General features: G+C 71.2%; 15 protein-coding genes. 12 read left to right on the forward strand and 3 right to left on the reverse strand.

Annotated elements, in window-relative coordinates:
- Positions 1 to 36: 36 nt before the first annotated feature.
- From ACZ6C6_RS05745 to ACZ6C6_RS05775, 7 genes are all read left to right on the forward strand, one after another.
- A complete protein-coding gene (locus ACZ6C6_RS05745; protein ID WP_469199451.1) occupies positions 37 to 2,451 on the forward strand; it encodes a beta-xylosidase/alpha-l-arabinosidase in 2,415 nt (804 codons plus the stop codon).
- A 151-nt stretch (positions 2,452 to 2,602) separates the two neighbouring features.
- Positions 2,603 to 3,688 (forward strand): endo-1,4-beta-xylanase, encoded by a 1,086-nt coding sequence (locus ACZ6C6_RS05750; protein ID WP_469199453.1) that lies wholly within the window; start codon positions 2,603 to 2,605, stop codon positions 3,686 to 3,688.
- A gap of 20 nt (positions 3,689 to 3,708) precedes the next feature.
- Complete coding sequence (locus ACZ6C6_RS05755; protein WP_469199455.1) at positions 3,709 to 6,906, forward strand: glycosyl hydrolase 115 family protein; 3,198 nt, start codon at positions 3,709 to 3,711, stop codon at positions 6,904 to 6,906.
- Between the two features lie 39 nt (positions 6,907 to 6,945).
- Positions 6,946 to 7,326, forward strand: coding sequence for a hypothetical protein (locus tag ACZ6C6_RS05760; RefSeq protein ID WP_469199457.1), 381 nt, complete (start codon positions 6,946 to 6,948; stop codon positions 7,324 to 7,326).
- Positions 7,327 to 7,389: 63 nt separating this feature from the next.
- Positions 7,390 to 7,668, forward strand: coding sequence for a DUF1876 domain-containing protein (locus tag ACZ6C6_RS05765; protein WP_469199459.1), 279 nt, complete (start codon positions 7,390 to 7,392; stop codon positions 7,666 to 7,668).
- 128 nt (positions 7,669 to 7,796) lie between these two features.
- Positions 7,797 to 8,894 (forward strand): NADH:flavin oxidoreductase/NADH oxidase, encoded by a 1,098-nt coding sequence (locus ACZ6C6_RS05770; protein WP_469199461.1) that lies wholly within the window; start codon positions 7,797 to 7,799, stop codon positions 8,892 to 8,894.
- Between the two features lie 231 nt (positions 8,895 to 9,125).
- Positions 9,126 to 12,401, forward strand: a complete 3,276-nt coding sequence (locus tag ACZ6C6_RS05775; RefSeq protein ID WP_469199462.1) for a LamG-like jellyroll fold domain-containing protein — start codon at positions 9,126 to 9,128, stop codon at positions 12,399 to 12,401.
- A gap of 86 nt (positions 12,402 to 12,487) precedes the next feature.
- Here ACZ6C6_RS05775 and ACZ6C6_RS05780 read toward each other — a convergent pair whose 3' ends face one another.
- Positions 12,488 to 13,492: a LacI family DNA-binding transcriptional regulator gene (locus tag ACZ6C6_RS05780; RefSeq protein ID WP_469199464.1), complete on the reverse strand. Its 1,005-nt coding sequence runs from the start codon at positions 13,490 to 13,492 to the stop codon at positions 12,488 to 12,490.
- Between the two features lie 155 nt (positions 13,493 to 13,647).
- Between ACZ6C6_RS05780 and ACZ6C6_RS05785 the strand changes: the two genes are divergently transcribed.
- Complete coding sequence (locus tag ACZ6C6_RS05785; RefSeq protein WP_469199466.1) at positions 13,648 to 14,487, forward strand: phytanoyl-CoA dioxygenase family protein; 840 nt, start codon at positions 13,648 to 13,650, stop codon at positions 14,485 to 14,487.
- Positions 14,488 to 14,534: 47 nt separating this feature from the next.
- Here the strand turns inward: ACZ6C6_RS05785 and ACZ6C6_RS05790 are convergent, their stop codons facing one another.
- Together ACZ6C6_RS05790 and ACZ6C6_RS05795 are read right to left on the reverse strand one after the other, a co-directional pair.
- Positions 14,535 to 16,805, reverse strand: coding sequence for an AbfB domain-containing protein (locus tag ACZ6C6_RS05790; protein ID WP_469200838.1), 2,271 nt, complete (start codon positions 16,803 to 16,805; stop codon positions 14,535 to 14,537).
- Between the two features lie 148 nt (positions 16,806 to 16,953).
- Positions 16,954 to 19,398: an RICIN domain-containing protein gene (locus ACZ6C6_RS05795; protein WP_469199468.1), complete on the reverse strand. Its 2,445-nt coding sequence runs from the start codon at positions 19,396 to 19,398 to the stop codon at positions 16,954 to 16,956.
- Between the two features lie 506 nt (positions 19,399 to 19,904).
- On the opposite strand from ACZ6C6_RS05795, the gene ACZ6C6_RS05800 reads away from it, so the two are divergent.
- From ACZ6C6_RS05800 to ACZ6C6_RS05815, 4 genes are all read left to right on the forward strand, one after another.
- Positions 19,905 to 20,993 carry an ABC transporter substrate-binding protein gene (locus tag ACZ6C6_RS05800; protein ID WP_469199470.1) on the forward strand — a complete coding sequence of 363 codons (1,089 nt, stop codon included), beginning with the start codon at positions 19,905 to 19,907 and terminating at the stop codon, positions 20,991 to 20,993.
- A gap of 118 nt (positions 20,994 to 21,111) precedes the next feature.
- Positions 21,112 to 22,767: a sugar ABC transporter ATP-binding protein gene (locus ACZ6C6_RS05805; RefSeq protein WP_469199472.1), complete on the forward strand. Its 1,656-nt coding sequence runs from the start codon at positions 21,112 to 21,114 to the stop codon at positions 22,765 to 22,767.
- A complete protein-coding gene (locus tag ACZ6C6_RS05810; protein WP_469199474.1) occupies positions 22,764 to 23,738 on the forward strand; it encodes an ABC transporter permease in 975 nt (324 codons plus the stop codon). The genes ACZ6C6_RS05805 and ACZ6C6_RS05810 overlap by 4 nt, the downstream gene beginning before the upstream one ends.
- Positions 23,735 to 24,799, forward strand: coding sequence for an ABC transporter permease (locus tag ACZ6C6_RS05815; RefSeq protein ID WP_469199476.1), 1,065 nt, complete (start codon positions 23,735 to 23,737; stop codon positions 24,797 to 24,799). The genes ACZ6C6_RS05810 and ACZ6C6_RS05815 overlap by 4 nt, the downstream gene beginning before the upstream one ends.
- Positions 24,800 to 24,818: the final 19 nt, after the last annotated feature.

Consider the following 24,818-nt stretch of genomic DNA (forward strand, 5'->3'; position numbering starts at 1 on the left):
CGTACCACCGCACTCTTGAGAGGAATCTCCGCCGCCATGGCAAACCCCCCTGTTCCGCATGCCCGCAGGACCGAAGCGGCCACCGCCGTCGACGGCCCCTGGCAGGACCCCTCGCTCGCCCCCGAGGAGCGTGTGGCCGATCTCGTCTCCCGGATGACCCTCCAGGAGAAGACCGCCCAGCTGTACGGAATCTGGGTGGGCGCCGACGCCGACGGGGACGGGGTCGCCCCGCACCAGAACGAGATGGTCGACACCATCGACTGGGACGCGCTGATCCCGCGCGGCCTGGGTCAGCTGACCCGCCCCTTCGGCACCGCCCCGGTCGACCCGGCCGTCGGCGCGATCTCGCTCGCCCGCGCCCAGCGGGCCATCGCGGGCGCCGGCCGCTTCGGCATCCCGGCCCTCGCGCACGAGGAGTGCCTGGCGGGCTTCACCGCCTGGGGCGCCACCGCCTACCCCGTCCCGCTCTCCTGGGGTGCCGCCTGGAACCCGGACCTGGTCACCGAGATGGCGCACCGGATCGGCAGCGACATGCGGTCCGTGGGCATCCACCAGGGCCTCGCCCCGGTCCTGGACGTCGTGCGGGACCTGCGCTGGGGCCGCGTCGAGGAGACCATCGGCGAGGACCCCTACCTCGTCGCCACCATCGGCACCGCCTACGTGAAGGGCCTGGAGTCCGCCGGCATCGTCGCCACCCTCAAGCACTTCGCCGGGTACGCGGCATCGGCCGGCGCCCGCAACCTCTCGCCGGTCCGGGCCGGGGCCAGGGAACTCGCCGACGTCATCCTGCCGCCCTTCGAGATGGCCCTCCTCGACGGCGGCGCCCGCTCCGTCATGCAGTCGTACGCGGAGATCGACGGCGTCCCGTCGGCCGCGGACCCCGCCCTGCTCACCGGGCTGCTCCGCGACACCTGGGGCTTCGAGGGGACCGTCGTCGCCGACTACTTCGCCATCGGCTTCCTGGAGACCCTGCACAAGGTCGCCGAGGGCCGGGCCGACGCCGCCCGCCTCGCCCTGCAGGCCGGGGTGGACGTGGAACTGCCCACCGTCCGCAGCTACGGCGAAGAACTCGCCGCCGCCGTCCTGGCCGGTACGGTCCCCGAAGCCCTGGTCGACCGCGCGCTGCACCGGGTCCTCCTCCAGAAGTGCGAACTCGGGCTCCTCGACCCCGACTGGAGCCCGCTCCCCGCCCTCCTGCGCGACACGGACCCGGAGCAGGCGCGCGAGACCATCGACCTGGACCCGCCGCGCAACCGCGCCCTCGCCCGCGAACTCGCCGAACAGGCCGTGGTCCTGCTCGCCAACCCGCAGGGGGCGCTGCCGCTCGCCGGGACCGGGCGGATCGCGGTGATCGGTCCCCGCGCCGACGACGCCCTCGCCATGCTCGGCTGCTACTCCTTCCCCAGCCACGTCGGCGTCCTGCACCCCGAGACCGCCATGGGCATCGAGATCCCGACCGTGCTCGACGCGGTGCGCGGTGAGTTTCCCGCCGCGACGGTCACCGGCGCCCCCGGCTGCGAGGTGGACGGCACCGACACCTCGGGGTTCGCGGAGGCGGTGGACCTGGCCCGGGACGCGGACGTCTGCGTCGCCGTGCTCGGCGACCGGGCCGGACTCTTCGGGCGCGGCACCTCGGGCGAGGGCTGCGACGCCGACGACCTCGCGCTGCCCGGTGTGCAGGGCGAACTGCTCGACGCGCTGCTGGACAGCGGCACCCCGGTCGTCCTGGTCCTGCTGACCGGCCGCCCGTACGCGCTCGGCCGCTGGGCGGACCGCACCGCCGCCGTGGTCCAGGCGTTCTTCCCCGGTGAGGAGGGCGCCCCCGCTCTGGCCTCCGTGCTCTCCGGCCGGGTCAGCCCCTCCGGCCGGCTGCCGGTCTCCGTACCGCGCCACCCGGGCGGCCAGCCCTGGACCTACCTCCAGCCGCCCCTCGGGCTCGCCAACGGGGTCAGCAACCTGGACCCGACGCCGCTCTACCCCTTCGGCCACGGCCTCACGTACACCTCCTTCGCCTGGGAGCCCGGCGCCCCCGCCCCGGAGGAGGTCCCCACCGACGGCTCCGCCGACATCGAGCTCACCGTCCGCAACACCGGGGACCGGGCGGGCGCGGAGGTGGTCCAGCTGTACGTGCACGACCCGGTCGCCCAGACGACCCGGCCCGACAACCGGCTCATCGGCTACGCCCGGGTGTCGCTCGACGCGGGCCAGGAGGCGCGGGTGCGCTTCCGGTTCCACGCCGACCTGGTGTCCTTCACCGGCATCGGCGGGCGGCGCATCGTGGAGCCGGGCGCGCTGGAGCTGCGGCTCGCGACGTCCAGCGGTGCCGAGGACATCCGGCACACGGTGCACCTGCGCCTCACCGGTCCCGAGCGCACCGTCGACCACAGTCGCCGGCTGGTGTGCGACGCGGAGGTCGAAGCCGTGCCGGCGGCCGCGCCCGTACAGGGCTGACCGCACCCGTACTCCGGGTGGTGGCGCCGCGGCCCTTACCGCAGCGCCGCCACCCGGTCCCCAGATCCACGAAACTTTCGAAACACCCACACCCGTGCACGCCTCCCCGGTCGCCGGGGCCCGGACGTGCGCACTCTCGAAGGGTTCTGTCATGCGCAAGCCAATCAAGGCTGTCCTGGTCGGCACCGCCGCCGCGGCACTGCTCGCCCCGTGCACCATCAACGCCTTCGCCCATGAGGACACCGGACGCGGGCACAAGGACACGCGGTCCGACACCCTCGGCGGCCTCGGCCTGCGGTCGGGCGTGCGCATCGGCACCGCCGTCGACATGGCGGCCCTGGCGGACGACGAGCCCTACCGTGCCAAGGCCGCGAGCGAGTTCAGCTCGGTCACCCCCGAGAACGTCATGAAGTGGGAGGTCGTCGAGCCGACTCGCGGCCAGTACGACTGGAAGGAGGCCGACAAGCTGGTCGACTTCGCCCGCGCCAACGGCCAGTTGGTGCGCGGACACACCCTGCTCTGGCACAACCAGCTGCCCAGCTGGCTCACCACCGGCGACTTCTCCGCCGACGAGCTGCGCGCCATCCTCCGCAAGCACATCACCGACGAGGCCCGCCACTTCAAGGGGCGCATCTGGCAGTGGGACGTCGTCAACGAGGTGTTCAACGACGACGGCACCCTGCGCGACAGCATCTGGCTCCAGAAGCTCGGCCCCGGCTACATCGCGGACGCCTTCCGCTGGGCCCACGCGGCCGACCCCAAGGCCAAGCTGTTCATCAACGACTACAACATCGAGGGCGTCAACGCGAAGAGCACCGCCCTCTACAACCTGGTCGTCGAACTGCGCAAGCAGCGCGTACCGATCGACGGCGTCGGCATCCAGGGCCATCTGTCCGTCCAGTACAACGCCCCCCACGACATCGCCGAGAACATGAAGCGGTTCGACGACCTCGGCCTGGAGACCGCGATCACCGAGGCCGACGTCCGTATCCCGATGCCCTCCGACAGCACCAAGCAGGAGGCCCAGGCCGAGGGCTACGACGTACTGCTGCGCGGCTGCCTGCTCACCCGCAAGTGCACCGACTTCACCGTCTGGGGCTTCACCGACAAGTACTCCTGGGTGCCCGACACCTTCGAGGGTGAGGGCGCGGCCAACCTCTTCGACGAGAACTACAAGGCCAAGCCCGCCTACAGCGCCCTGCGCGACGACCTGCTGCTCGCCGCCGGCCGCAACTGAGCGGGGAGGAGGACAGCAGGATGGACAGCGACAGCCCCGACACCGGAACCCCCCGGCCCACCAGCCGCCGGTCGGTCCTGGGCCTCGGCCTCGGGATCACCGCCCTCGGCGCCACCCCCCTCGGCTCCCTCGTCGGACTGACCGGTGAGGCGTCCGCCACCGGACACGGCCCCGCGCCCCGGCCCACCGACCCCGGCGCCTACATCTCGTTCACCGCCCGGCGCGGCAGCTTCCCGCTGGTCGGACGCGGACGGGCGACACCGGTCCTGGTCAGCGACCGGGACTGGCCGGGCGTGGTCCGGGCCGCCGGCGACCTCCGCGACGACATCGAACGCGTCACCGGAGTCCGCCCCGCCCTCTCGCACGGGGCGGTGCCCTCGGCCCGCGAGATCACCATCGTCGGCACCGTGGGGCGCAGCCCCCTGATCGACCGGCTGGTCGCCGACGGCCGGCTCGACGTCTCCTCGATCCGGGGCAAGTGGGAGACCAGCCTCCAGACCGTCGTCGACCGCCCGCTGCCCGGCGTCGAACGCGCCCTCGTCATCGCGGGCAGCGACCAGCGCGGGACGATCTTCGGCGCGTACGACGTCTCGCGCGGCATCGGCGTCTCGCCCTGGTACTGGTGGGACGACGTCACCCCCGTACACCGCGACGAGATCCACGTACTGCCCGGCCGGCACACCCAGGGCACCCCGGCCGTGAAGTACCGCGGCTTCTTCATCAACGACGAGAACCCGGCGCTCGGCACCTGGGCCCCCGCACACTTCGGGCCCGGCAAGGCGCCCGGTTTCGAGGGCGGCTTCAACGCGGACTTCTACGCCCGCGTCTTCGAGGTCATGCTCCGGCTCAAGGCCAACTACCTGTGGCCGGCCGTCTGGGGCCGCGCCTTCGCCGAGGACGACCCGCTCAACCACGCCACCGCCAAGGCGTACGGCGTCGTCATGGGCACCTCGCACGAGGCGCCCATGATGCGCGGCATCGAGGAGTGGAACCGGCACGCCGTCGCCGCCGTGCGCGACGGTGAAGGCAACATCACCACCCCCGGCCACGACCCCTACGGCGGCACCGGCGAGTGGTCCTTCCGCCGCAACGCCGACGCGCTCAAGGCGTACTGGGCCGACGGCATCCGCCGGATGAAGGACGAGGACTTCGAAGGCGTCGTCACGCTCGGCATGCGGGGCAACGGCGACGTCAGCCTCCCCGACGGCGACGGCATCGAGCTGATGACCGAGATCATCGCCACCCAGCGGCAGATCCTCGCCGAGGTCTCCGGCAAGGACGTCACCACGATCCCGCAGGTCTGGACCCTCTACAAGGAGGTCCAGCGCTACTGGGACCGGGGGCTGCGCGTCCCCGACGACGTCACCGTGGTCCTCACCGACGACAACTGGGCCAACATCCGCAAGCTGCCCGACCCCGCCGAGGGCCCGCGGCAGGGCGGCTACGGGCTCTACTACCACTTCGACTACGTCGGCGTCGGCCGCAACTACAAGTGGGTCGACACCGCGTCGCTGCCCAACATGTGGGACCAGCTCCACCAGTGCCACGCCTACGGCAACCACGGACTGTGGGTCACCAACGTCGGCGACCTCAAGGGCAACGAACTGCCCACGCAGTTCTTCCTGGAGTACGCCTGGAACCCGGAGCGCTGGCCCCTGGACCGGCTGCCGGAGTGGGAGGAGACGTACGCCCGGCAGAACTTCGGCGAGAAGCAGGCCGCCGAGATCGCCTCCGTCCTGCGCGAGTACGCCCGGCTCCAGGCCCGCCGCAAGCCCGAGCTGCTCAACCGCCGGATCACCCTCGACCCCGCCAAGGACCCCGCGACCGACAGCTCGGCCGTGGTCTACGACGACCAGGCGTCCCCCTTCGGCCTCGTCCACTACCGCGAGCTGGAACGCGTCACCGAGGAGTGGCGCCTGCTCGGCGAGCGCGCCGCCCGGGTCGGGCGGCGGCTGCCCGCCTCCGCCCAGGACGCCTGGTACGAACTCGTCGGCTACGAGGTCGCGGCCACCGCCAACCTGTACGCGCTGCGCGAGGCGGAGTTCACCAACATCCATTACGCGGCCCAGGGCCGGGCCCTCACCAACGAGCTGGCGGCCACCGCGGAGGCGCGGCTCGCCGACGACTTCGCCCTGGCCGACCGCTTCAACACGAAGATCGCGGGCGGCAAGTGGCAGGGCTTCCAGACCCAGCCGCACATCGACTACGGCGACGTCGCACGCTACGGGCCCAACGCCCCCTGGCAGCAGCCCGAGATCGACAACGTGGCCATCAAGGACGTGCTCTTCCCGGCCGTCAAGCGCATCGACCTGCCCGCGCGGGCCGCGATGGGCGTCGCCGTGGACGGCTCCGCGTCGTGGTGGCCGCACGAGACCGAGCCCGCGGTGCTGCCGGTGTTCAGCCCCTACCAGACCCGGCCCGCCCAGTACATCGAGGTGTTCAACCGGGGCAGCGTCCCCTTCGACTACCGGGTGCGCACCGGAGTGTCCTGGCTGACCGCCGACCGGGTGCGCGGCCGCGTCACCACTCAGGACCGGATCACCCTGCGTGTCGACTGGGACCGGGCGCCGAAGGGCGTCACCCGGGTCCCGGTCACCGTGACCGGGCCGGACGGGGCGGAGGTGACCGTCACGGCGGTGGCGGACCGCCCGACGCTCTCCCGCGCCCGGCTCGGCGGGTTCGTGGAGGCCGGGGGATACGTGTCCATCGAGGCCGACCACTATCACCGGGCAGTAGGCGGCGGGGGCGTCAGCTGGCAGCGCATCCCGGACATCGGGCGCACGGGGGCCGGCATGGAGCCGTTCCCGGTCACAGCGGCCCGGCAGACGCCCGGCGGCCGGAGCCCGCGCCTGGAGTACCGGGTCAGCCTCTTCACCTCCGGGCCGGTCACCGTGTACGCGTACCTCTCGCCCCGTAACAACGCGCTGCCGACCGACGGGCTGACGTACGCGGTCTCCCTCGACGACGCCGCCCCCCAGCGGGTGAACGTCACGAAGGCGACGGGGGCCGACGACGGGACCATGAACCCCCAGTGGGCCCGGCACACCTCCGACAACGTCAACATCACCGGCACGGTCCACCGCGTCTCCGGGCCCGGGGTGCATGTGCTGAAATTCTGGATGGTCGACCCTACGGTGGTCCTCCAGAACCTGGTGATCGACACCGGCGGCCTCGAACCCAGCTACCTGGGCCCGCCGGAAAGCCTCCGGCTCGACTGAGCCCGGCGGCACGGAACGTACACGGGAAGGTGCGCAGCGATGACGGACGAGCACGGGGACAGCGGAATCCTGGAGGTCGCCCCCGCCGGGGCGGAGGTCGGGATCACCGTCGCCACCCCGTCCGGCGAGCGCACCTTCCTGTGCACCCCGGCCCGGGCCCGGGAACTGGCGGCCGCTCTCGGTTCCGCCGCGGACGAGGCCGAGAGCGGACCGGCGCACCACGTCACCGTCAGGGCGGACGAACTGCGCCGGGGCGACGTGCGCGACGGTGACCGCGCCATGACGGTGGAGACCGTCCGGGTCGAGGGCGGCACCGCCCACGTCACCTGGAAGTCCGGCGCCGGACGCAGCTGGAACCAGCTGTACGACGCCGACGCCTCCATCCCGCTCCGGCGCCGGGGCCGGCTGCCGGGGGTGTGAGCGTTCGCGCGCGGCCCGGCGGCGGGCGCACCCTGGAAGGGAGACCTTCCGGAGGTGAACGCCATGACCCGAACCGCTGTCGGATGGCACATCGAGCTCGAATTCGAGGAGGACACCCACCGCACCCGCGCGGCCGCCCTGGTGCGGCTCTCCGACGGACAGGAGGTGCGCGCCCACGGCTACGCCAGCCGCCACCCCTCCGACGCCGAGCAGCCCCGGGTGGGGGAGGAGGTCGCCGGGGCCCGCGCGCTCAACGAACTGGCGATGAAGCTCCTGACCAAGGCGCACGACGAGATCGACGAGGCGGCCGGCCGCAGCTCGTACCCCCTGAAACCCCGCTGACCCGGAATCCGCGAAGCCGCTCGTGGCGGAGTGACTGTTGTACGAGAGTGGTCGTAATTTGACGGGCGTCGTACTACGGGATGTATCGTACTAGCGATCCTTCCGTACCCGGCGAAACGGAGTCCGTCGTGAGTGCCCTCTTCGAGCCCTACACCCTCAGGTCGCTTGTCGTGCCCAACCGGGTGTGGATGGCGCCCATGTGCCAGTACAGCGCGGCAGTGGAGGGTCCGGAGACGGGTGTGCCGGGCGACTGGCACTTCGCCCACCTCGCCGCCCGGGCCACCGGTGGCACCGGCCTGATCCTCACCGAGGCCACGGCGGTCAGTCCCGAGGGCCGCATCAGCCCGGCCGACCTCGGCATCTGGAACGACGCCCAGGTCGAGGCGTTCCGCCGGATCACCGAGTTCGTCAAGGCGCAGGGCTCCGTGATCGGCATCCAGCTCGCCCATGCCGGACGCAAGGCGTCGACCGCCGCGCCCTGGACCGGCGGCGGCCCCGTCGGCCCCGAGGCGCACGGCTGGACCCCGGTCGGCCCCAGCCCGCTGCCCTTCGACGAGGGCTACCCGGTCCCGCACGAGCTGACCACCGACGAGATCGCGGGCGTCGTGGACGACTTCCGCCAGGCCGCCCGGCGTGCCGTCGAGGCGGGCTTCCAGGTCGCCGAGGTGCATGGCGCACATGGCTACCTCATCGGCCAGTTCCTCTCCCCGCACAGCAACCGCCGCACCGACGAGTACGGCGGCAGCTTCGAGAACCGCGTGCGCCTCGCCCTCCAGGTGGTCGACGCCGTGCGCGAGGTGTGGCCCGAGGAGCTGCCGGTCTTCTTCCGCGTCTCCGCGACGGACTGGCTCACGGAGAACCCCGAGGACGAGCGCGAGGGCTGGACGGCCGACGAGACCGTGCGGCTGGCGGCGCTGCTGCGGGACCACGGCGTGGACCTGCTCGATGTCTCCACCGGCGGCAACGCCCCCCGCGCCCGTATCGCCACCGGCCCCGGCTACCAGGTGCCCTTCGCCGAGCGCGTGAAGCGGGAGGCCTCGCTGCCCGTGGCGGCCGTCGGTCTCATCACGGACCCGCAGCACGCCGAGAAGATCCTCACCGAGGGCCGCGCGGACGCCGTCCTGCTCGGGCGCGAACTGCTGCGCAACCCCTCCTGGGCCCGGGAGGCCGGCCGTGCGCTGAACGGCGCCGTGCATGCCCCCGCCCCCTACGGCTACGCCATCTGACCCGCCCTCAGGGCGTTCCCTTTCGCCCCGGACCGCCCCCTTCGCACCCAAGGTGTGCGAAGGGGGCGGTCTGCGTGGACCCGCCACCCGTGCGTTGCGGCCGCGCTTTCTATCGTTGAAAAATCCTCGCGCACGACTGTTGTTTTGCGTTTGGTGCTGTGGCTCAATGTTCGATTGTGTGCTGTGCCTCACAGGTTCGAGGCACTTCAGCTCTCTCGACAGGACGACGCCTTGAGACCACAAACGCCCCACCCCCGCGCTCTGTTCAGGACAGCGGCCTGCGCCGCCGCGCTGCTCATCCCGCTCGGTGCCACGCTCGTCCCGGCAGCGGCGGCCGCCCCCGCGAGCGCCGCCTCGACCACCTTCAAGGCCGGCGACCCGGCCACCACCGTCCACGGGCTGAAGGGCGAATACTTCAGCATGTCCGCGCCGGGTGCGCGGGACTTCGCCAAGCTGGGCGGGGTGGCGCTCGACCCGAACATCAACTTCCCCGGTCTCACCGGCACGTTCGAGTCGACCACCGGTCAGACCGAGAACACCACCGCACGCTGGACCGGCTTCATCACCGCCCCCGAGGACGGCGACTACACCTTCGCCGCCAGCGGCGACAACGGCTTCCGGCTGTTCATCGACGGCAAGGCCGTCATCGACCACTGGGAGCCCGACTGGGACAACGAGCAGACCAGTGCGCCGGTATCGCTCAAGGCCGGCGAGCCGCACGAGTTCAAGCTGGAGATGTTCCAGGACACCGGCGGCGCCAACATGTTCCTGCGCTGGTCCAGCGCGAACCTGGACCGGCAGGTCGTCCCGGAGTCCGCCTTCACCCCGCCCGCCGACTTCGAGGTCTACCCGGTCGGGCTGAGCGTCGCGGACAACGGCACGGAGCTGCACGCGGTCTTCGACGACCAGGTCAGCGACTACGCGGACCTGAAGGACCACCTCACCATCGAGGCCGACACCACCCCGATGCCGGTCAAGTCCGTCACCCGGACCCGCGACGGCAAGGAACTCGTCGTCAAGCTGGACGCCGCCGTCCTCAAGGACCAGCGCGTCAAGATCGCCTACGACGGCAAGGGCGGCCTGAAGGCGGGCGGCGAGACCGTCCCCGACATCAACCGCACGGCCACCAACAACTCCACACACCGCCTCACCACCAAGTGGGGCGACAAGGTCGACCGCAACCACCCGCTGCCCGAGTACCCCCGGCCGCAGCAGGTGCGCGACAGGTGGCAGAACCTCAACGGCCAGTGGGAGTTCGCCGGCGCCAAGGCGGGCGAGAAGCCGGTCTTCGGCAAGAAGCTCGATGAGCGCATCACCGTGCCCTACCCGGTCGAGTCGCAGCTCTCCGGCCTGGAGCGCCACGAAGACCACATGTTCTACCGCAAGCTCGTCACCGTCCCGAAGAACTGGGCCGTCAAGGGCGACAAGCACGGCAAGAGCAACCGGCTGAAGCTCAACTTCGGCGCCGTGGACTACGCGGCCACCGTCTGGGTCAACGGCAAGCAGGTCGCCGAGCACACCGGCGGCTACACCGCCTTCAGCGCCGACATCACCGACGCGATCAAGGGCAGCGGCCCGCAGGAGATCGTCGTCGCGGTCACCGACACCACCGGCCCCGACCAGCCCACGGGCAAGCAGTCGGCGAACCCGGGCGGCATCTTCTACACCGCCTCCTCCGGCATCTGGCAGACCGTCTGGATGGAGCCCGTCGCCCCGGCGGCCGTCGACTCGCTGACGACCACCCCGGACATCGACAAGGGCCGCCTCGCCCTGAAGGTCGACTCCGAGAACGCCTCGGAGTCCGCCCGGATCACCGCGGTCGCCCGTGACAAGAAGGGCAAGGTCGTCGGCACGGTCACCGGACCGGCCAACAGCGACCTGAGCCTGCCCGTCGCCAAGCAGCACCTGTGGACCCCGGACGACCCGTACCTGTACGACCTGGAGGTCACCCTCAAGGACGGCAGCTCCAAGGACACCGTCGACAGCTACTTCGGCATGCGCTCCGTCGGCATCGCCAACGTCGGCGGCTACCAGAAGATCGTCCTCAACGGGAAGCCGTTCTTCTCGCTCGCCCAGCTCGACCAGGGCTTCTACCCGGACGGCCTGAACACCGCGCCCAGCGACGACGCGCTGGTCTTCGACCTGAAGGCGCAGAAGGAGCTCGGCTTCAACTCCGTGCGCAAGCACATCAAGGTGGAGCCCGCCCGCTGGTACTACCACGCCGACCAGCTCGGTCTGTTCGTGTGGCAGGACTTCGTCTCCGGCAACCTCACCAACGAGAAGGGCCACCAGGCCTTCCTCGACCAGGGCGCCGAGATGATGAAGCAGCTCCACAACTACCCCTCGATCGGTTCCTGGATCGTCTTCAACGAGGGCTGGGGCGAGTGGGACCGCACCGAGACCGGAAAGATCACCGAGAAGGTCCAGGCCGCCGACCCCTCCCGCATCGTCAACGCCCACAGCGGTGTCAACTGCTGCAACTCGAAGGGTGACTCGGGCAAGGGCGACATCATCGACCACCACGACTACAACAACACCGACCCGGCCTTCCCGGACGCCAACCGCGCCGCGATGGACGGCGAGCACGGCGGCTTCACCCTGCGGATGCCCGGCCACATGTGGCCCGGTGCCCCGACCGTGATCTACAGCGGTGTCGCCGACAAGGCCGCACTGACCGCCAAGTACGTCGAGAACACCCGCAAGTACTACCTGGAGGCGGCCGGCGCCGAACTCTCCGGCTCCATCTACACCCAGGTGACCGACCTGGAGAACGAGCTCAACGGCCTCTGGACGTACGACCGCCGCGAGATCAAGGTCGACGCCGCCCAGGTCCGCAAGATCAACCAGGAGGTCATCGCCGCCGGCGCCGCCGCGGGCACCCGCACCCCCGTCAAGGGCGGCGGCTCCTGGTCGCTGGACGAGAACAAGGGCACCAAGGCCGCCGACAGCGGCCCGAACCACAAGGACCTCACCCTCTCCGAGGGCACGTCCTGGACCCCCGGCGTGCACGGCTCGGCGCTGAAGTTCAACGGCCAGGGCCAGTACGCCGAGACCGACGGCCCCGTGGTCGACACCACCGGCGACTACACCGTCTCCGCCTGGGCCTCCCTGGACGCCCTCCCGGGCAACTACGCCACCGTCGTCAGCCAGGACGGCCGGCGCCAGGAGAACCCGTTCTACCTCCAGTACGGTCAGGGCGCGTTCGCCTTCTCCACCCCCGGCGCCCACCGGGCCCGGGCGGAGATGACCCCGGAGCTGGGCCACTGGTACCACCTGGTTGGCGTCCGCAGCGGTGACCAGATCAAGCTGTACGTGGACGGCAAGCTCGCCTCCACCGCCGCGGCCGGATCGGCCGACGTCAGCAGCGGCGCCCTCTCCGTGGGACGCGCCAAGTGGTCGGGCAACAACACCGACTTCTGGAACGGCTCCGTGGACCAGGTCCAGGTGTACGACAAGGCGCTCACCGACCAGGAGGTGACCGCGCTGTACGACGGCGGGAAGGCGTAAGCCCTCCCCGCACCCAGGACCGCTCCCGGCGGTGCGCGGCGCAGGCCCGCACCGCCGGGAGCTTCCGGCTGCCCGGAGGAGAACCCCTACGCCCCGCTGCTCTCCCGCACCAGCAGCCGGTGCGGCACCACGATCCGGCGCGCCGGCAGATCCGCCAGCCGCCCGAGCACGCGCTCGCTCAGGCACTGCACCGCCCGCTCCGCGATCTGCGCCAGGTCGGGCGACACCGTGGTCAGCGAAGGTGTGGCGAACCGCCCGTCCTCGATGTCGTCGAAGCCCACCAGCGCCAGCTCCCCGGGCACCCGCACCCCCAGCTCCCCGGCCGCCCTCAGCGCCCCCAGGGCCAGTTCGTCGCTGAAGCAGAACACCCCGTCCGGGCGCTCCGGCAGATCCAGCAGCTCACGCAGGGCCCGCGCCCCCTCCTCCCGGTGCAGGTCCGCCACCTCCACCTCGGCGATCGGGCTCAGCCCCGCCTCCGCGAGCCCCCGCCTGAAGCCCTCGGCCCGCAGCTCGGCCGTGCCGTGCCCCAGCGCGGACTGGAGCCCGATCGCGGCGACCCTCCGGCGCCCCGTCGCCACCAGATGCCGTGCCGCGTCGCGGGCCGCCGCCACGTTGTCCAGCGCCACGTGGTCGATGGACCCGTGCGGATCGAGTTCGCCGAGTACGACGAGCGGCAGGCCGCCCGCGAGCGACGCCAGTTCGGCGGGGGGCGTCGACCAGGGGCTGATGACCATCCCGTCCACCTGGTGCCCCTCGGAGCCGTCCAGCAGGCGCCGTTCAAGCTCCGCCCGGCCCCCCGTGCGTTCCACGAGCACCGTCCAGCCGCGCTCCTGGGCGGCGTCGATGAGGAGGCCCGTGAGCGCGCCGAAGTAGGGGGAGTGGATCTCGGGCACGGCCACACCGATGAGCCCCGTGCGGCCCTGGCGGAGGTTGCGCGCGGCGAGGTTGGGCCGGTAGCCCAGCTCCTCCACCGCGGCGAGCACCCGGGCCCGGGTGCCGGGGGCGACGGCGGCGGCGTTGCTCACCACGTTGGAGACGGTCCTGACGGACACCCCGGCGAGCGCGGCCACGTCCTTGAGTCTCGCTGCCACGTTCGGTGCTCCTGCTCTCTGCGGCGGGCGGAGGGTCCCGCGCCCTGTGCGCAGTGACCGTAACAGGTGGCATGAGTTGCCTGCGTACAAGCTCTTGCCACGTTGGTTGCAACGTTGCAATATGAGGGTGCTCCGAACGAAGGAAGGACCACACCATGACCGAGGCCGCCACCACCACCGCCCCCTTCCCGCCCGCCGAGGACGCGGTGCGCGACCTGTACGGCGCGGGGATCACCGCCTGCCGCGGGGCGTTCAGCCCGGAGTGGGCGGACCGCATGCGCGAGGACATCGACGCCGCGTTCGCCGAGGCGCGCGGCCGGGAGGGCGGCGCGGTCGGCCGCGGCCCGCACCGCTACTACGTGGAGATCCACCCCGAACAGCTGCGGGGCTTCGTGGACCTGGTCGACCACCCCTGGGTGCGCGCGGTCAGCGAGGCGGTCCTCGGCCCCGGCTACCGCATCGTGGAGCTGGGTTTCGACGTGCCGCTGGCCGGTGCGGTGAACCAGCCCTGGCACCGCGACTTCCCGATGCCGGAGGAGACCCGCCGCGACCGCAGGCTCACCTCGCTGGCGTTCAACCTCACGGCCGTCGACACCCGTGCGGACATGGGCCCGTTCGAGATCGCGCCCGGCACCCAGTGGGACGACGACACGCGCTTCGGGCACGCGATGTTCCCGCGCCGCGAGGACTACCCGCGCTACGAGGCGCTGGCCGAGCGCAAGTACCCGCAGCGCGGCGACATCTCGGCCCGGTCGGCCCTGACCGTCCACCGGGGCACGGCCAACCAGTCGCAGGACCCCCGCCCGGTCCTCGTGCTGGGGGTGGACGCCCCGGGCGCGGGGAACGACGGCCACCACGACATGGCGGTCACCCGGGGCTTCTGGGAGTCGCTGCCCGAGCGGGTCCGGGCGCACCTGGGCTGCCCGGTGGTCGACGAGCTCGCGCCCATCGTGCAGAAGCACACCATCGAGGGCCTGGTCATGGGCGACGCGTGACGGAACCGGGGCCCGGCGGGCGGGTCCGCCGGGCCCCGGTGCTCGTCTCAGGGGGCCCAGGGCGCCTCCACCGCCCAGGTGGTGTCCTCGGTGAACGTGGCCGGGTTGTCCCAGTCGTGCCCACCGCCCGGGGTGGCCAGCCACACCTCCGAGTTGATGTGCCGCAGATAGCTGCCCGGCAGGTTCGCGCTGGTCAGCCGGACACCGCCGGAGCCGGCGACCGCGCACCAGGTGGCGTCGGCCTTGTACAGCGCGGACCCGTCGTTCGCCTCCCGGCGGACCCGGAAGTCCCGGTGGCGCAGATACTCGCCCGGGTAGTTGCGCGATTCGAACGAGTAGCAGTTGCCGTTCGCCAGTCCCGGCACGATCTTCCAGGTGGCGTCGTTCTTCAGCAGCGCGCCGCTGTTGCCGTCGACCACCTCGGTGAAGGCCAGCGAGTCCTGGTGGCGCAGATACTTGTTGGTGTAGCCGGGCGTGGTGACCCGCAGGGACTTGTAGCCCCCGGTGGGCAGGGTCACCGGCGGGGCCGGGTTCTTCGAGGCGTTGATCAGGGCCTGGTTCGCCGCCCGCACCCGGGCCGTGTCCACCTTGACGACCTGGCGGTCGTAGGTGAGGAGCCCGTTGGCCTCGTTCTCCACATCGGTGATCTCGGTGTAGACCGAGGCGGAGAGGCCCGCCGGGAGCTGGCCGATCCGGATGCCGTCGATCAGCCCGGTGAACCGGTTGTTCAGCGCGGCGATGCTCGGCTGGTCCTCGTAACTGAAGCCGCCGCCGGGGAACCACTCGTGCCCCGGGACCTTGTAGCCCAGCCCGCCGAACTCGCCGAGGACGGCCGCCCGGGTCGCGGTCGGCGCGGTGTTGCCGGGGCCGACGTAGATGTGGTTGTCCACCACGTCCCCGTTGCCGCCGTCCACCGAGCCGCAGCAGTTGACCCCGCTCATGTTGTCGACCAGCCGGGTCGGGTCGTACGCCTTGACCTCGTTCGCGATCCTGGCCTGGTCGTACTGCCCCCAGCCCTCGTTCTGGTCGACCCACATGACCAGTGACGGGGAGCTGCGGTGCTGGTCGATGATCGCGTGGAACTCGGCCTCCCACTGGGTGCGGGCCGCCGGACTCGGGGACTTGCCGGTGTCCATCGCCGGCATGTCCTGCCAGACCAGGAGTCCCAGCTTGTCCGCCCAGTAGAACCAGCGCTGCGGTTCGACCTTGATGTGCTTGCGGACCATGTTGAACCCGAGGTCCTTGTGGGCCTGGAGGTCCGACTTCAGGGCGGCGTCCGTCGGCGCGGTGTAGATGCCGTCCGGCCAGTAGCCCTGGTCCAGGGTGCCCGTCTGGAAGACGAACTTGCCGTTCAGGACCGGCCGCAGGACGTTGTCGACCTCAGCGATCGCGATCGAGCGCATCCCGGTGTAGCTGCCGACCGAGTCCGTCACCGCCGAGCCGTCGAGCAGTTCCGCCCGGACGTCGTAGAGGAACGGGTCGTCCGGGGTCCACAGACGCGTGTTCGGCACCGGTACGGAGACCGTGGAGCCGACCGCACCCGTGGCCGAGCCGACCACGGTGCCGCCGCTGGACACGGTGACCCTGGCCGTACGCCCGGACGCCGCGTCGGCCTGCACCTTCACCCGCAGGGTGCTGTCGCCCAGGTTCGGCGTCATGTCCAGCCGGGTGATGTGCGCGGCGGCGACCGGTTCCAGCCAGACCGTCTGCCAGATGCCGGAGGCGGCGGTGTAGAAGATGCCGCCCCCGTTGTGCGGCTGCACGTCGTTGATCCGCTGCTTGCCGACGGCCTGGCCGCCGGTCTGCGTCGGGTCGTAGACGGACACCACGATCGTGTTCGTGCCGCCGTTCAGCTGCGGCGTGATGTCGTACGAGAACGAGTCGTAGCCGCCCTTGTGCGCGCCCACCTTGGTGCCGTTGACCCAGACCGTGGTCTGCCAGTCGGAGGCGCCGAAGTTGAGCACCGTCCGGCGGCCGTTCCAGTCGGACGGGACGGTGAAGGCGCGCTTGTACCAGAGCTTGTCGTTCTCGGTGATCCTGCGCTGGATGCCGGAGAGCGCGGACTCGGCCACGAACGGCACCCGGATCTGCTCCGGCCACGACGACGGCTGCCCGGCGTCCCGGCCGGTCACCGCGAAGTCCCAGATGCCGTTGAGGTTGGCCCAGTCGGACCGGGTCAGCTGCGGGCGCGGGTACTCGGGCAGCGGCTTGTCGACCGGGACCTGACTGGTCCAGGGCGTCGTCATCGGCGCGGTCTTGGGCGACCAGGACGCGGCGCCGGCCGGCGTGGCGCCCGCCCCGACCAGCGCGGAGGACACCAGCGCCAGCAGGCCGGTCGTCGCGATCGCCCGTCTCCACCACGGCCTTCGGCGGGGGACTGGTAAACGGCTCACAGGTTCGACTCCTTGATTCGGTGCGGCCCCCGGGGGACGGGAGCGGTATGGGGGGAGCGCGGAGCGCCGGGAATCAGACGAGCTGCCAGAGGTGGTCGTCGGTGCCGTTGTCGTCGAACTGGACGACGTGGGCGCTGTCGGCAGTGGACATGTTGTCGACGCCGAGGACCTTGCCGGAGTGGCGGTTGCGGATGCGGTACCAGCCGTCGCCGTCCGGGACGAGCTGCCAGAGGTGGTCGTCGGTGCCGTTGTCGTCGAACTGGACGACGTGCGCGCTGTTGTCCATGGACATGTTGTCGACGCCGAGCACCTTGCCGGAGTGATGGTTGCGGATGCGGTACCAGCCGTCGCCCTCCGCGACCAGCCGCCAGTCGTGGTCGTCGGTGCCCGTGTCCCCGAACTGGACGACGTGCGCGCTGTTGGCGGTGGACATGACGTCGACGCCGAGGACCTTGCCCGAGTGGCGGTTGCGGATGCGGTACCAGCGGTCCGCGAGCCACGGCTCCGCGCCCGGGTCCGCGGTCGGGAAGGAGGTGATGCGCAGCCGCGCCGCCCCCATCGGGACGAGGGTGACCTCCTCCACCGGCTCGGTGCTGCGGGCCGGCGAGTCCTGGAGCGGGGCCACCACGTGCTCGTCGTCGGCCGTCCACTCCGGGATGCGGCGCGCCTTCGCGGTGATGGACAGCGGGGTCCCGTCGAGCGTGAAGGGGTTGCCGGCCTTCGCCCCCCGCGCGCGGTGGTGGCGCAGGGAAGCGCCGGGCTTCTTCGCGTCCAGGACGAGGCCGTAGTTCCACGGGCCGGTCGCGTGCACCGCGTACTCGGGGAACCGGTCGCTGCCGCCGATCCGCTCGTACGTCTCGCCGATGCGCAGCGAGTACGTGAGCGGGCCGCGGTCCACGCTGACGGAGCCCCGGTTGTCCGCCCAGGTGCGTACGGTGGTGCGCTGCGGGAAGCGCAGGGTGACCCGGTCCCCGTCGGCCCAGGTGCGGTCGATCCGGGTGAAGGCGGGGCCGGCCGGGGCGTCGACGCGCCGCCCGTTCACCGCGATCTCGGGGGCGTCGCACCAGGCCGGGACGCGCAGCACCAGCGGGAAGGCCAGCCGCTTCGGGGCCTTCAGGGTGAGGGTGACGGTCTCCTCGAAGGGGTAGTCCGTCTCCTCGGTGAACGTGACCTCGGTGCCGTTGGCGACCTTGGCCGTCACCTCGCAGGCGGCGTACATGGCGGCGGCCAGGCCCCCGTCGGGGGTGGCGAGCCACAGCTCCTCGGTGAAGTACGGCCAGCCCATGCCGTAGTTGTGCGGGCAGCAGCGGTACTGGTCGACGCCCGGCAGGAACGCCTGCATGGCGAACCCGTTCTGGAACTGCCGGTCCCTCTTGGGCACGTTGTCCAGATCGACGCTGTTGGCGCTGGTGATGTAGTGGACGGCCTTCCCCGAGGGGTCGAGCGAGGCGGGCAGCGAGTTGAACGCCAGCTCCTCGCAGCGGTCGGCCCACAGCGGATCGCCGGTGATCCGGGTCAGCAGCTGGTGGCTGGCCATGAACTCCACGATCCCGCAGGTCTCGAAGCCCTGCCGGGGATCGCCGTGCCCGGGCCGCGCGTTCTCGTCACCGGCGAACCCGCCGCCGGGGAACTGCCCGTACTGGTCCATGGCCTTGCCGTACGTCCCGTACGTGTCCCGGGTGTCCTGCGCCGAGCCGCTGCGCAGCGCGTACTGCGCGGGCTCGCGGAAGCCCTGGGCGATGTTCACGTTGTGCGGATTGACCAGGTTGTCGCCCCAGTCGGCACCGTACGTGTGGATCTTGTCGGCGAGGTCGAGCAGGAAGGTGTCGCCGGTCCGGTTGAACAGCCAGAAGACGCTGTCCAGGCCGTCGCCCCAGCGCAGGGCGATCCAGCTGGTGTTGAAGGCGCCGGGGCCCTGGGTGTTCATGTACCGGAAGAACCGGCTCAGGAAGGGGATGATCCGGGCGTCCCCGGTGTACTCCTGCCAGGAGCGCAGGGCCTGGACCAGCGGCAGGAACGGCCAGAAGTCGGGGCCGCCGTTCAGCGAGGTGCGCAGCGCCTTCGGGCCGAAGAACCCGTCGGACTGCTGGGTGGCCAGGATCGCGTCGAACCAGCGGCGCACCGAGGCCAGCGCGGTCGCGTCGCCGGTGACGATCGCCAGGTCGGTGTAGCCGCGCAGCCAGTACGGGACCTCCTCCCAGCCGCCGAGTTCGGGGCGGACCCAGCCGGTGGCCGAGAAGTCGAGGAAGTGCGAGAACTCCTCGTACCGGCCGCACAACCCGTCCAGCTGGAGCTTCAACTGCCCGGCGAGCCAGCCGCGCGCGGTGACCCTGCCGGGCGGGAGCTTCAGGAAGGCGGTGGGGTGCAGGGGCGCGGCATTGGGGGAGTAGTGGCCGCCGTGCGCGGGCCGCACCCGGTGCTCGGCAGCGGTCGCGGTGGCCGACCAGCGGCCGGCCGCGGTGGTGGCGGCGACGGTCGCGAGGGCGGCGGTCATGAGCTGCCTGCGGTTCAGGGGCATGGGCGAGGGCTCCTGCTCTGCCGGACACGGGATCCAGCTTAGAAATGCGCATGACAAGAGAGAGGGCGCGGCGCGGCTGTGCGGACCGGCCGCGCGCATGACGAAGGTGCCGTCGCGATCCGGGCGGGGGGTGCGGCACTTTTCTGCAACGTTGGAAAATGAGGTTCCGGCGGTATGACAGCACGCCGTCGGGCGGCTGTCCAGAGGGGCGGCGGGATCGCCCGGGTCCGGTTGCCGCGCGAGCCCGAAGCGGCTCCGACACATTTTGGAAACGCATCGACAACGCTCTTGCCGCCCGTGCCGCACCGCCTATATAACGTTGTAAACCGAGCCGCCGAGAGGCCGCGCAGGCTCTCACGACCGCAGTTTGTGCAGCTAGGGGCCGTCTCCTAGCGGGGCCGTGAGTGCAGTGCCATCAGCCGCCGCGCAGCGGCCGATGCATCGTCCAGCCATGACCGACCGCACGCCCTTCGGCGTGCCGTCATCCCGCCAAGGAGCTCCCGCGCATGATGATCCAGCGTCGATCCCGTACCCTCGCCGTGGCCTGCGTCCTCGCCGCCACCGCCACGCTGGCCGTTTCCGGCTGCTCCAAGTCGGAGGGCTCGGACAACAACGCGAGCAGCGACAGCAGCCAGGCAGCACAGGCGGCCGAGACCCCCGAGTCGTCGTCCGGTTCCGGCTGCTCCCTGCAGAGCTACGGCGCGCCGAAGCTCGACCTGAAGAACGCGGTGGTCGGCTTCTCCCAGTCGGAGAAGGAAGCCAACCCCTTCCGTATCGCCGAGACCCAGTCCATCAAGGACGAGGCCAGGAAGATCGGCGTCAAGAAGCTCCTCACCACCAACGCCCAGTCGCAGCTGTCCAAGCAGATCAGCGACATCCAGGACATGCTCGCCCAGGGCGCCCAGTTCCTCATCGTCGCCCCGCTGAACTCGGACGGCCTGGAGCCGGCCCTCAAGGCCGCCGCCGCCAAGAAGGTCCCGGTCCTCACCGTCGACCGCAAGCTCAACGCCACCGCCTGCAAGGACTACGTGGCCTTCCTGGGCTCCGACTTCGTCGAGCAGGGCAAGCGCGCCGCCGACGCGATGATCAAGTCGACCGGTGGCAAGGGCAAGGTCGCCATCCTCCTCGGTTCGTCGGGCAACAACGTCACCACCGACCGCACCAAGGGCTTCGTGGACCAGCTCAAGGCCAAGGCCCCCGACATGGAGATCGTCGCCCAGCAGACCGGCGAGTTCGCCCGCGACAAGGGCCAGCAGGTCACCGAGCAGCTGATCCAGTCCAAGCCCGGCATCACCGCCATCTACGCGGAGAACGACGAGATGGGCCTCGGCGCCCTCACCGCGGTGAAGGCCGCCGGCAAGAAGCCCGGCAAGGACATCAAGATCGTCTCCGTCGACGGCACCCGCAACGCCGTCCAGGCCATCGTCAACGGCGAGTACAACGCCGTCATCGAGTCCAACCCGCGCTTCGGCCCGCTCGCCTTCGCGACCGCCCAGAAGTTCTACGGCGGCGAGGAGATCCCCGAGAACGTCATCATCAGCGACCGCTCCTACGACGAGGCCAACGCCAAGTCCACGGTCGGCAACGCGTTCTGATCCCAGCCGGCCCCAACTGCCCGTACCGGCTCCGTCGGTTCACGGCCGCCGCGGCGCTTCTCCGTCACGGCGGCCACCGGGCCCCCATCCTTGGAAGAGCGGAAGGCCAAGACCAGCCATGGCACCACCCGAAGCAGTACCGCAGCCGCCGGAGCCGGCCGCAGACGTGAAGGAGAGCAGCGCGACCGGAACGGCCCTCGCGGACCAGCCCGGCACGGCACCCGCCGTCCTGGAGGCCCGCTCGGTCAGCAAGCGGTTCCCCGGCGTCGTCGCCCTCGACGGCGTCTCCTTCTCCCTGCGCGCCGGCGAGACCCACGCCCTGGTGGGGGAGAACGGAGCCGGGAAGTCCACCCTCATCAAGGTGCTGACCGGTGTCTACCGCCCCGACGAGGGCGAACTGCGGCTGTCCGGCCGACAGGTCTCCTTCTCCCGGCCGTTCGAGGCGCAGGAGGCCGGGATCTCCACGATCTACCAGGAGGTGAACCTCGTCCCGCTGATGAGCGTGGCGCGCAACATCTTCCTCGGCCGCGAACCCAAGAACCGCTTCGGTCTGATCGACTTCCCCCGGATGTACCGCGAGGCGAGCGAACTGCTCGACGGCTTCGGCGTCCGCGTCGACCCGAAGCGCCCCCTGCACACCCTGGGCATCGGCACCCAGCAGATGGTCGCCATGGCCCGCGCCGTCTCCGTGAACGCCCAGGTCGTCATCATGGACGAGCCCACCTCCTCGCTGGAGCCCCGCGAGGTCGAGACGCTCTTCCGGGTCATCGAGGACCTGCGCGGCCGCGGCATCGCCGTCCTCTACGTCAGCCACCGCATGGACGAGCTGTACCGGATCTGCGACCGGGTCACCGTCCTGCGCGACGGCAAGCACATCCACACCGGCGACCTCGCCGACCTCGACCGGATGCAGCTCGTCTCGATGATGCTCGGCCGCGACATGGCCGAAGTACGCCGCGAAGGGCTCACCAGCTTCGGCTCCGAGGGCCACGAAGCGGCGCGCACCCCCGTGCTCACCGCCACCGGGCTCTCCCGCGACCACCAGCTGCACGACATATCCCTCGACCTGTACGCGGGTGAGGTGATGGGCCTCGGCGGGCTCCTCGGCTCCGGGCGCAGCGAGACCGCGAAGGCCATCGCCGGTGCGCTCTCCCTGGACTCCGGCGAGGTGAGCATCGCCGGACGCACCCTGCGCCGCCTCACCTCGGCCGGTGCCATCCGGGCCGGGATCAGTCTGCTGCCCGAGGACCGCAAGGCCGAGGGCATCGTGCCCGGCCTCTCGGTCCGCGAGAACATCGTGCTGGCCGCGATGCCCCGGCTGTCCCGCGCCGGCATCGTCTCCCGTGCCAAGCAGGACCGCATTGTCGACATCTTCATGAAGCGACTCAGGATCAAGGCGGCGAGCCCCGAGCAGAAGGTCGGCGAGCTCTCCGGCGGCAACCAGCAGAAGGTGCTGCTGGCCCGCTGGCTCTGCCTGGAACCCAAGGTGCTGCTCCTCGACGAACCCACCCGGGGCATCGACGTCGGCGCCAAGGCCGAGGTCCAGAGCCTCATCGACGACCTCGCCCGCGAGGGCCTGGCCGTGCTGCTCATCTCCTCCGACATCGAGGAACTGATCGAGGGCGCCGACCGGATCGTCGTCCTGCGCGGCGGAGCGGTCGCGGGCGAACTGGCGGGCGACGAGGTGGCGGAGAGCCATCTGCTCGAAGTGCTCGCCGACCACTCACCGGCTGCCGCGGACAAGGCGCCGGCCGCGAAGGAGGACCCCCGATGACCCAGGCCGCCGTCTCAACCCCCGCAGCCCGGCCGTTCGCCCGGCTGCGCGACCCCGCCTGGTACCAGGAGTACGGCGTCTACCTCGCCGTCGCGGTCGTCCTCGTCTTCAACGCGCTGTTCACCGAGCACTTCATGACGGTGGACAACCTGCGCACCCAGCTCGTCCAGGTCGCCCCGATCGTCATCGTCGCCCTCGGCATGGCGCTCGTCATCGGCACCGAGGGCGTCGACCTCTCCGTCGGCTCGACCATGTCCCTGGCCGCCGCGCTGCTGCCGCTCTACCTCGGCTACGGACTGGTCCCCGCACTCGTCATGGCGCTGCTCGCCGGCGCCCTCGTCGGAGCGGTCAACGGCACCCTCGTCTCCCTCGTCGGACTCCAGCCGATCGTCGCCACGCTCGCCCTGTTCGTCGGCGGCCGGGGCCTCGCCCTCGTCATGGCGGACAGCCAGCTCAAGCAGATCGTCAACCCCGACCTGCTCTCCCTGGGCACCGGCTCCTTCCTCGGCATCCCGCTGGTCGTCCTCATCGCCGGTGTCCTCGCCCTCGCCGTCGCCTTCCTCGTCACCCGGACCACCTTCGGCCGCCAGGTCGTCGCCATCGGCGGCAACCGCTCCGCCGCGGCCCTGGCCGGACTGCCCGTGCGACGGGTGCTCATCGGGGTGTACATGCTCTGCGGCGTCCTCGCCGCCCTCGCCGGGGTCCTGGCCACCGCCAGGCTCACCGCCAGCGACCCCTCCTCGCTCGGCACCCTCATGGAACTCTCCGCCATCACGGCGGTCGTGGTGGGCGGCACCCCGCTCAACGGCGGCTCCATCCGGGTCCTCGGCACCGTCGCCGGCGCCCTGCTGATGCAGCTGCTGCGGGCCACCCTCATCAAGCACGACCTGCCCGACTCCACCGCACAGATCGCCCAGGCGGCCATCATCATCGCCGCCGTCTACGTCGCCCGGGAGCGTCGGTCCCGATGAACGAAACCTCACCTGCCCCGGCGGCCTCCGCCCCGGCCCCGCGCAAGACCCCCGCCGCGTCCGGCGCCACCACGCCGGTGCCCGGTGCCGGATCGCCGCGCACGACCGGCGGCCGGATCGCCGAAATCCTTCAGCGCCAGGGCGTCCTGGTCGTCCTCCTGACGGTCGTGATCGTCGCGTCCTGCATCTACCCGACGACGTTCTCCACCGTGGACAACGCCCGCGGGGTGACCGTCCAGGCATCGTTCCTGGCCGTCGTCGCGCTCGGCATGACCATGGTCATCATCACCGGCGGCATCGACCTCTCCGTCGGCTCCGTCTTCGCCCTGGGCGGGGTGCTCGCCGCGTGGGCCTCCCAATGGGGCATCGTGCCCGCCCTGTTGGTCCCGCTCGTGGTGTGCGGTGCGATCGGCCTGCTCAACGGGTTCCTTGTGGCCCGCGCCGGAATGGCCCCGTTCATCGTCACGCTCGCCACCCTCCTCGGGGCGCGCGGGCTGCTCCTCGCGATCACGGACGAGGGCGCCACCACCTACCTGGTGCCCAAGGACTCGGCCTTCGCCGAACTCGGCCAGGGCGCGATCTGGGGCTTCGGCTACCCGATCTTCATCGCCCTCGCGCTGTTCGGCCTCGGCGGACTGCTCCTCCAGCGCACCTCGTTCGGGCAGTCGATCTTCGCCGTCGGCGGCAGCAGTGACGCCGCCACCCTGATGGGCCTGCCCGTCGCGCGTACGAAAATGCTCGTCTACACGCTCAGCGGACTGCTGGCCGGGCTGGCCGGTGCGCTCAACGCCGCCCGGCTCTCCTCCGGGGTCACCATCCTCGGCGTGGGCATGGAGCTCGACGCGATCTCCGCCGTCGTCATCGGCGGCACCCTTCTCATCGGCGGCGCCGGCTCCATCAGCGGAACGCTCTGGGGCGTTCTGCTCCTTCAGGTCATCCAGAACCTGATCAACCAGATCGGCTCGCTGAACTCCTCGTACCAGTCGGTTGTCAGCGGCGGTTTCCTTATCGTTGTCGTCGTGGCCCAGCGCTACTTGGCGCGCAGCCGCAGAACCACCTGAACCGGTGCCGGGGCCCCAC

This window comes from Streptomyces sp. NPDC041814, from assembly GCF_055590565.1.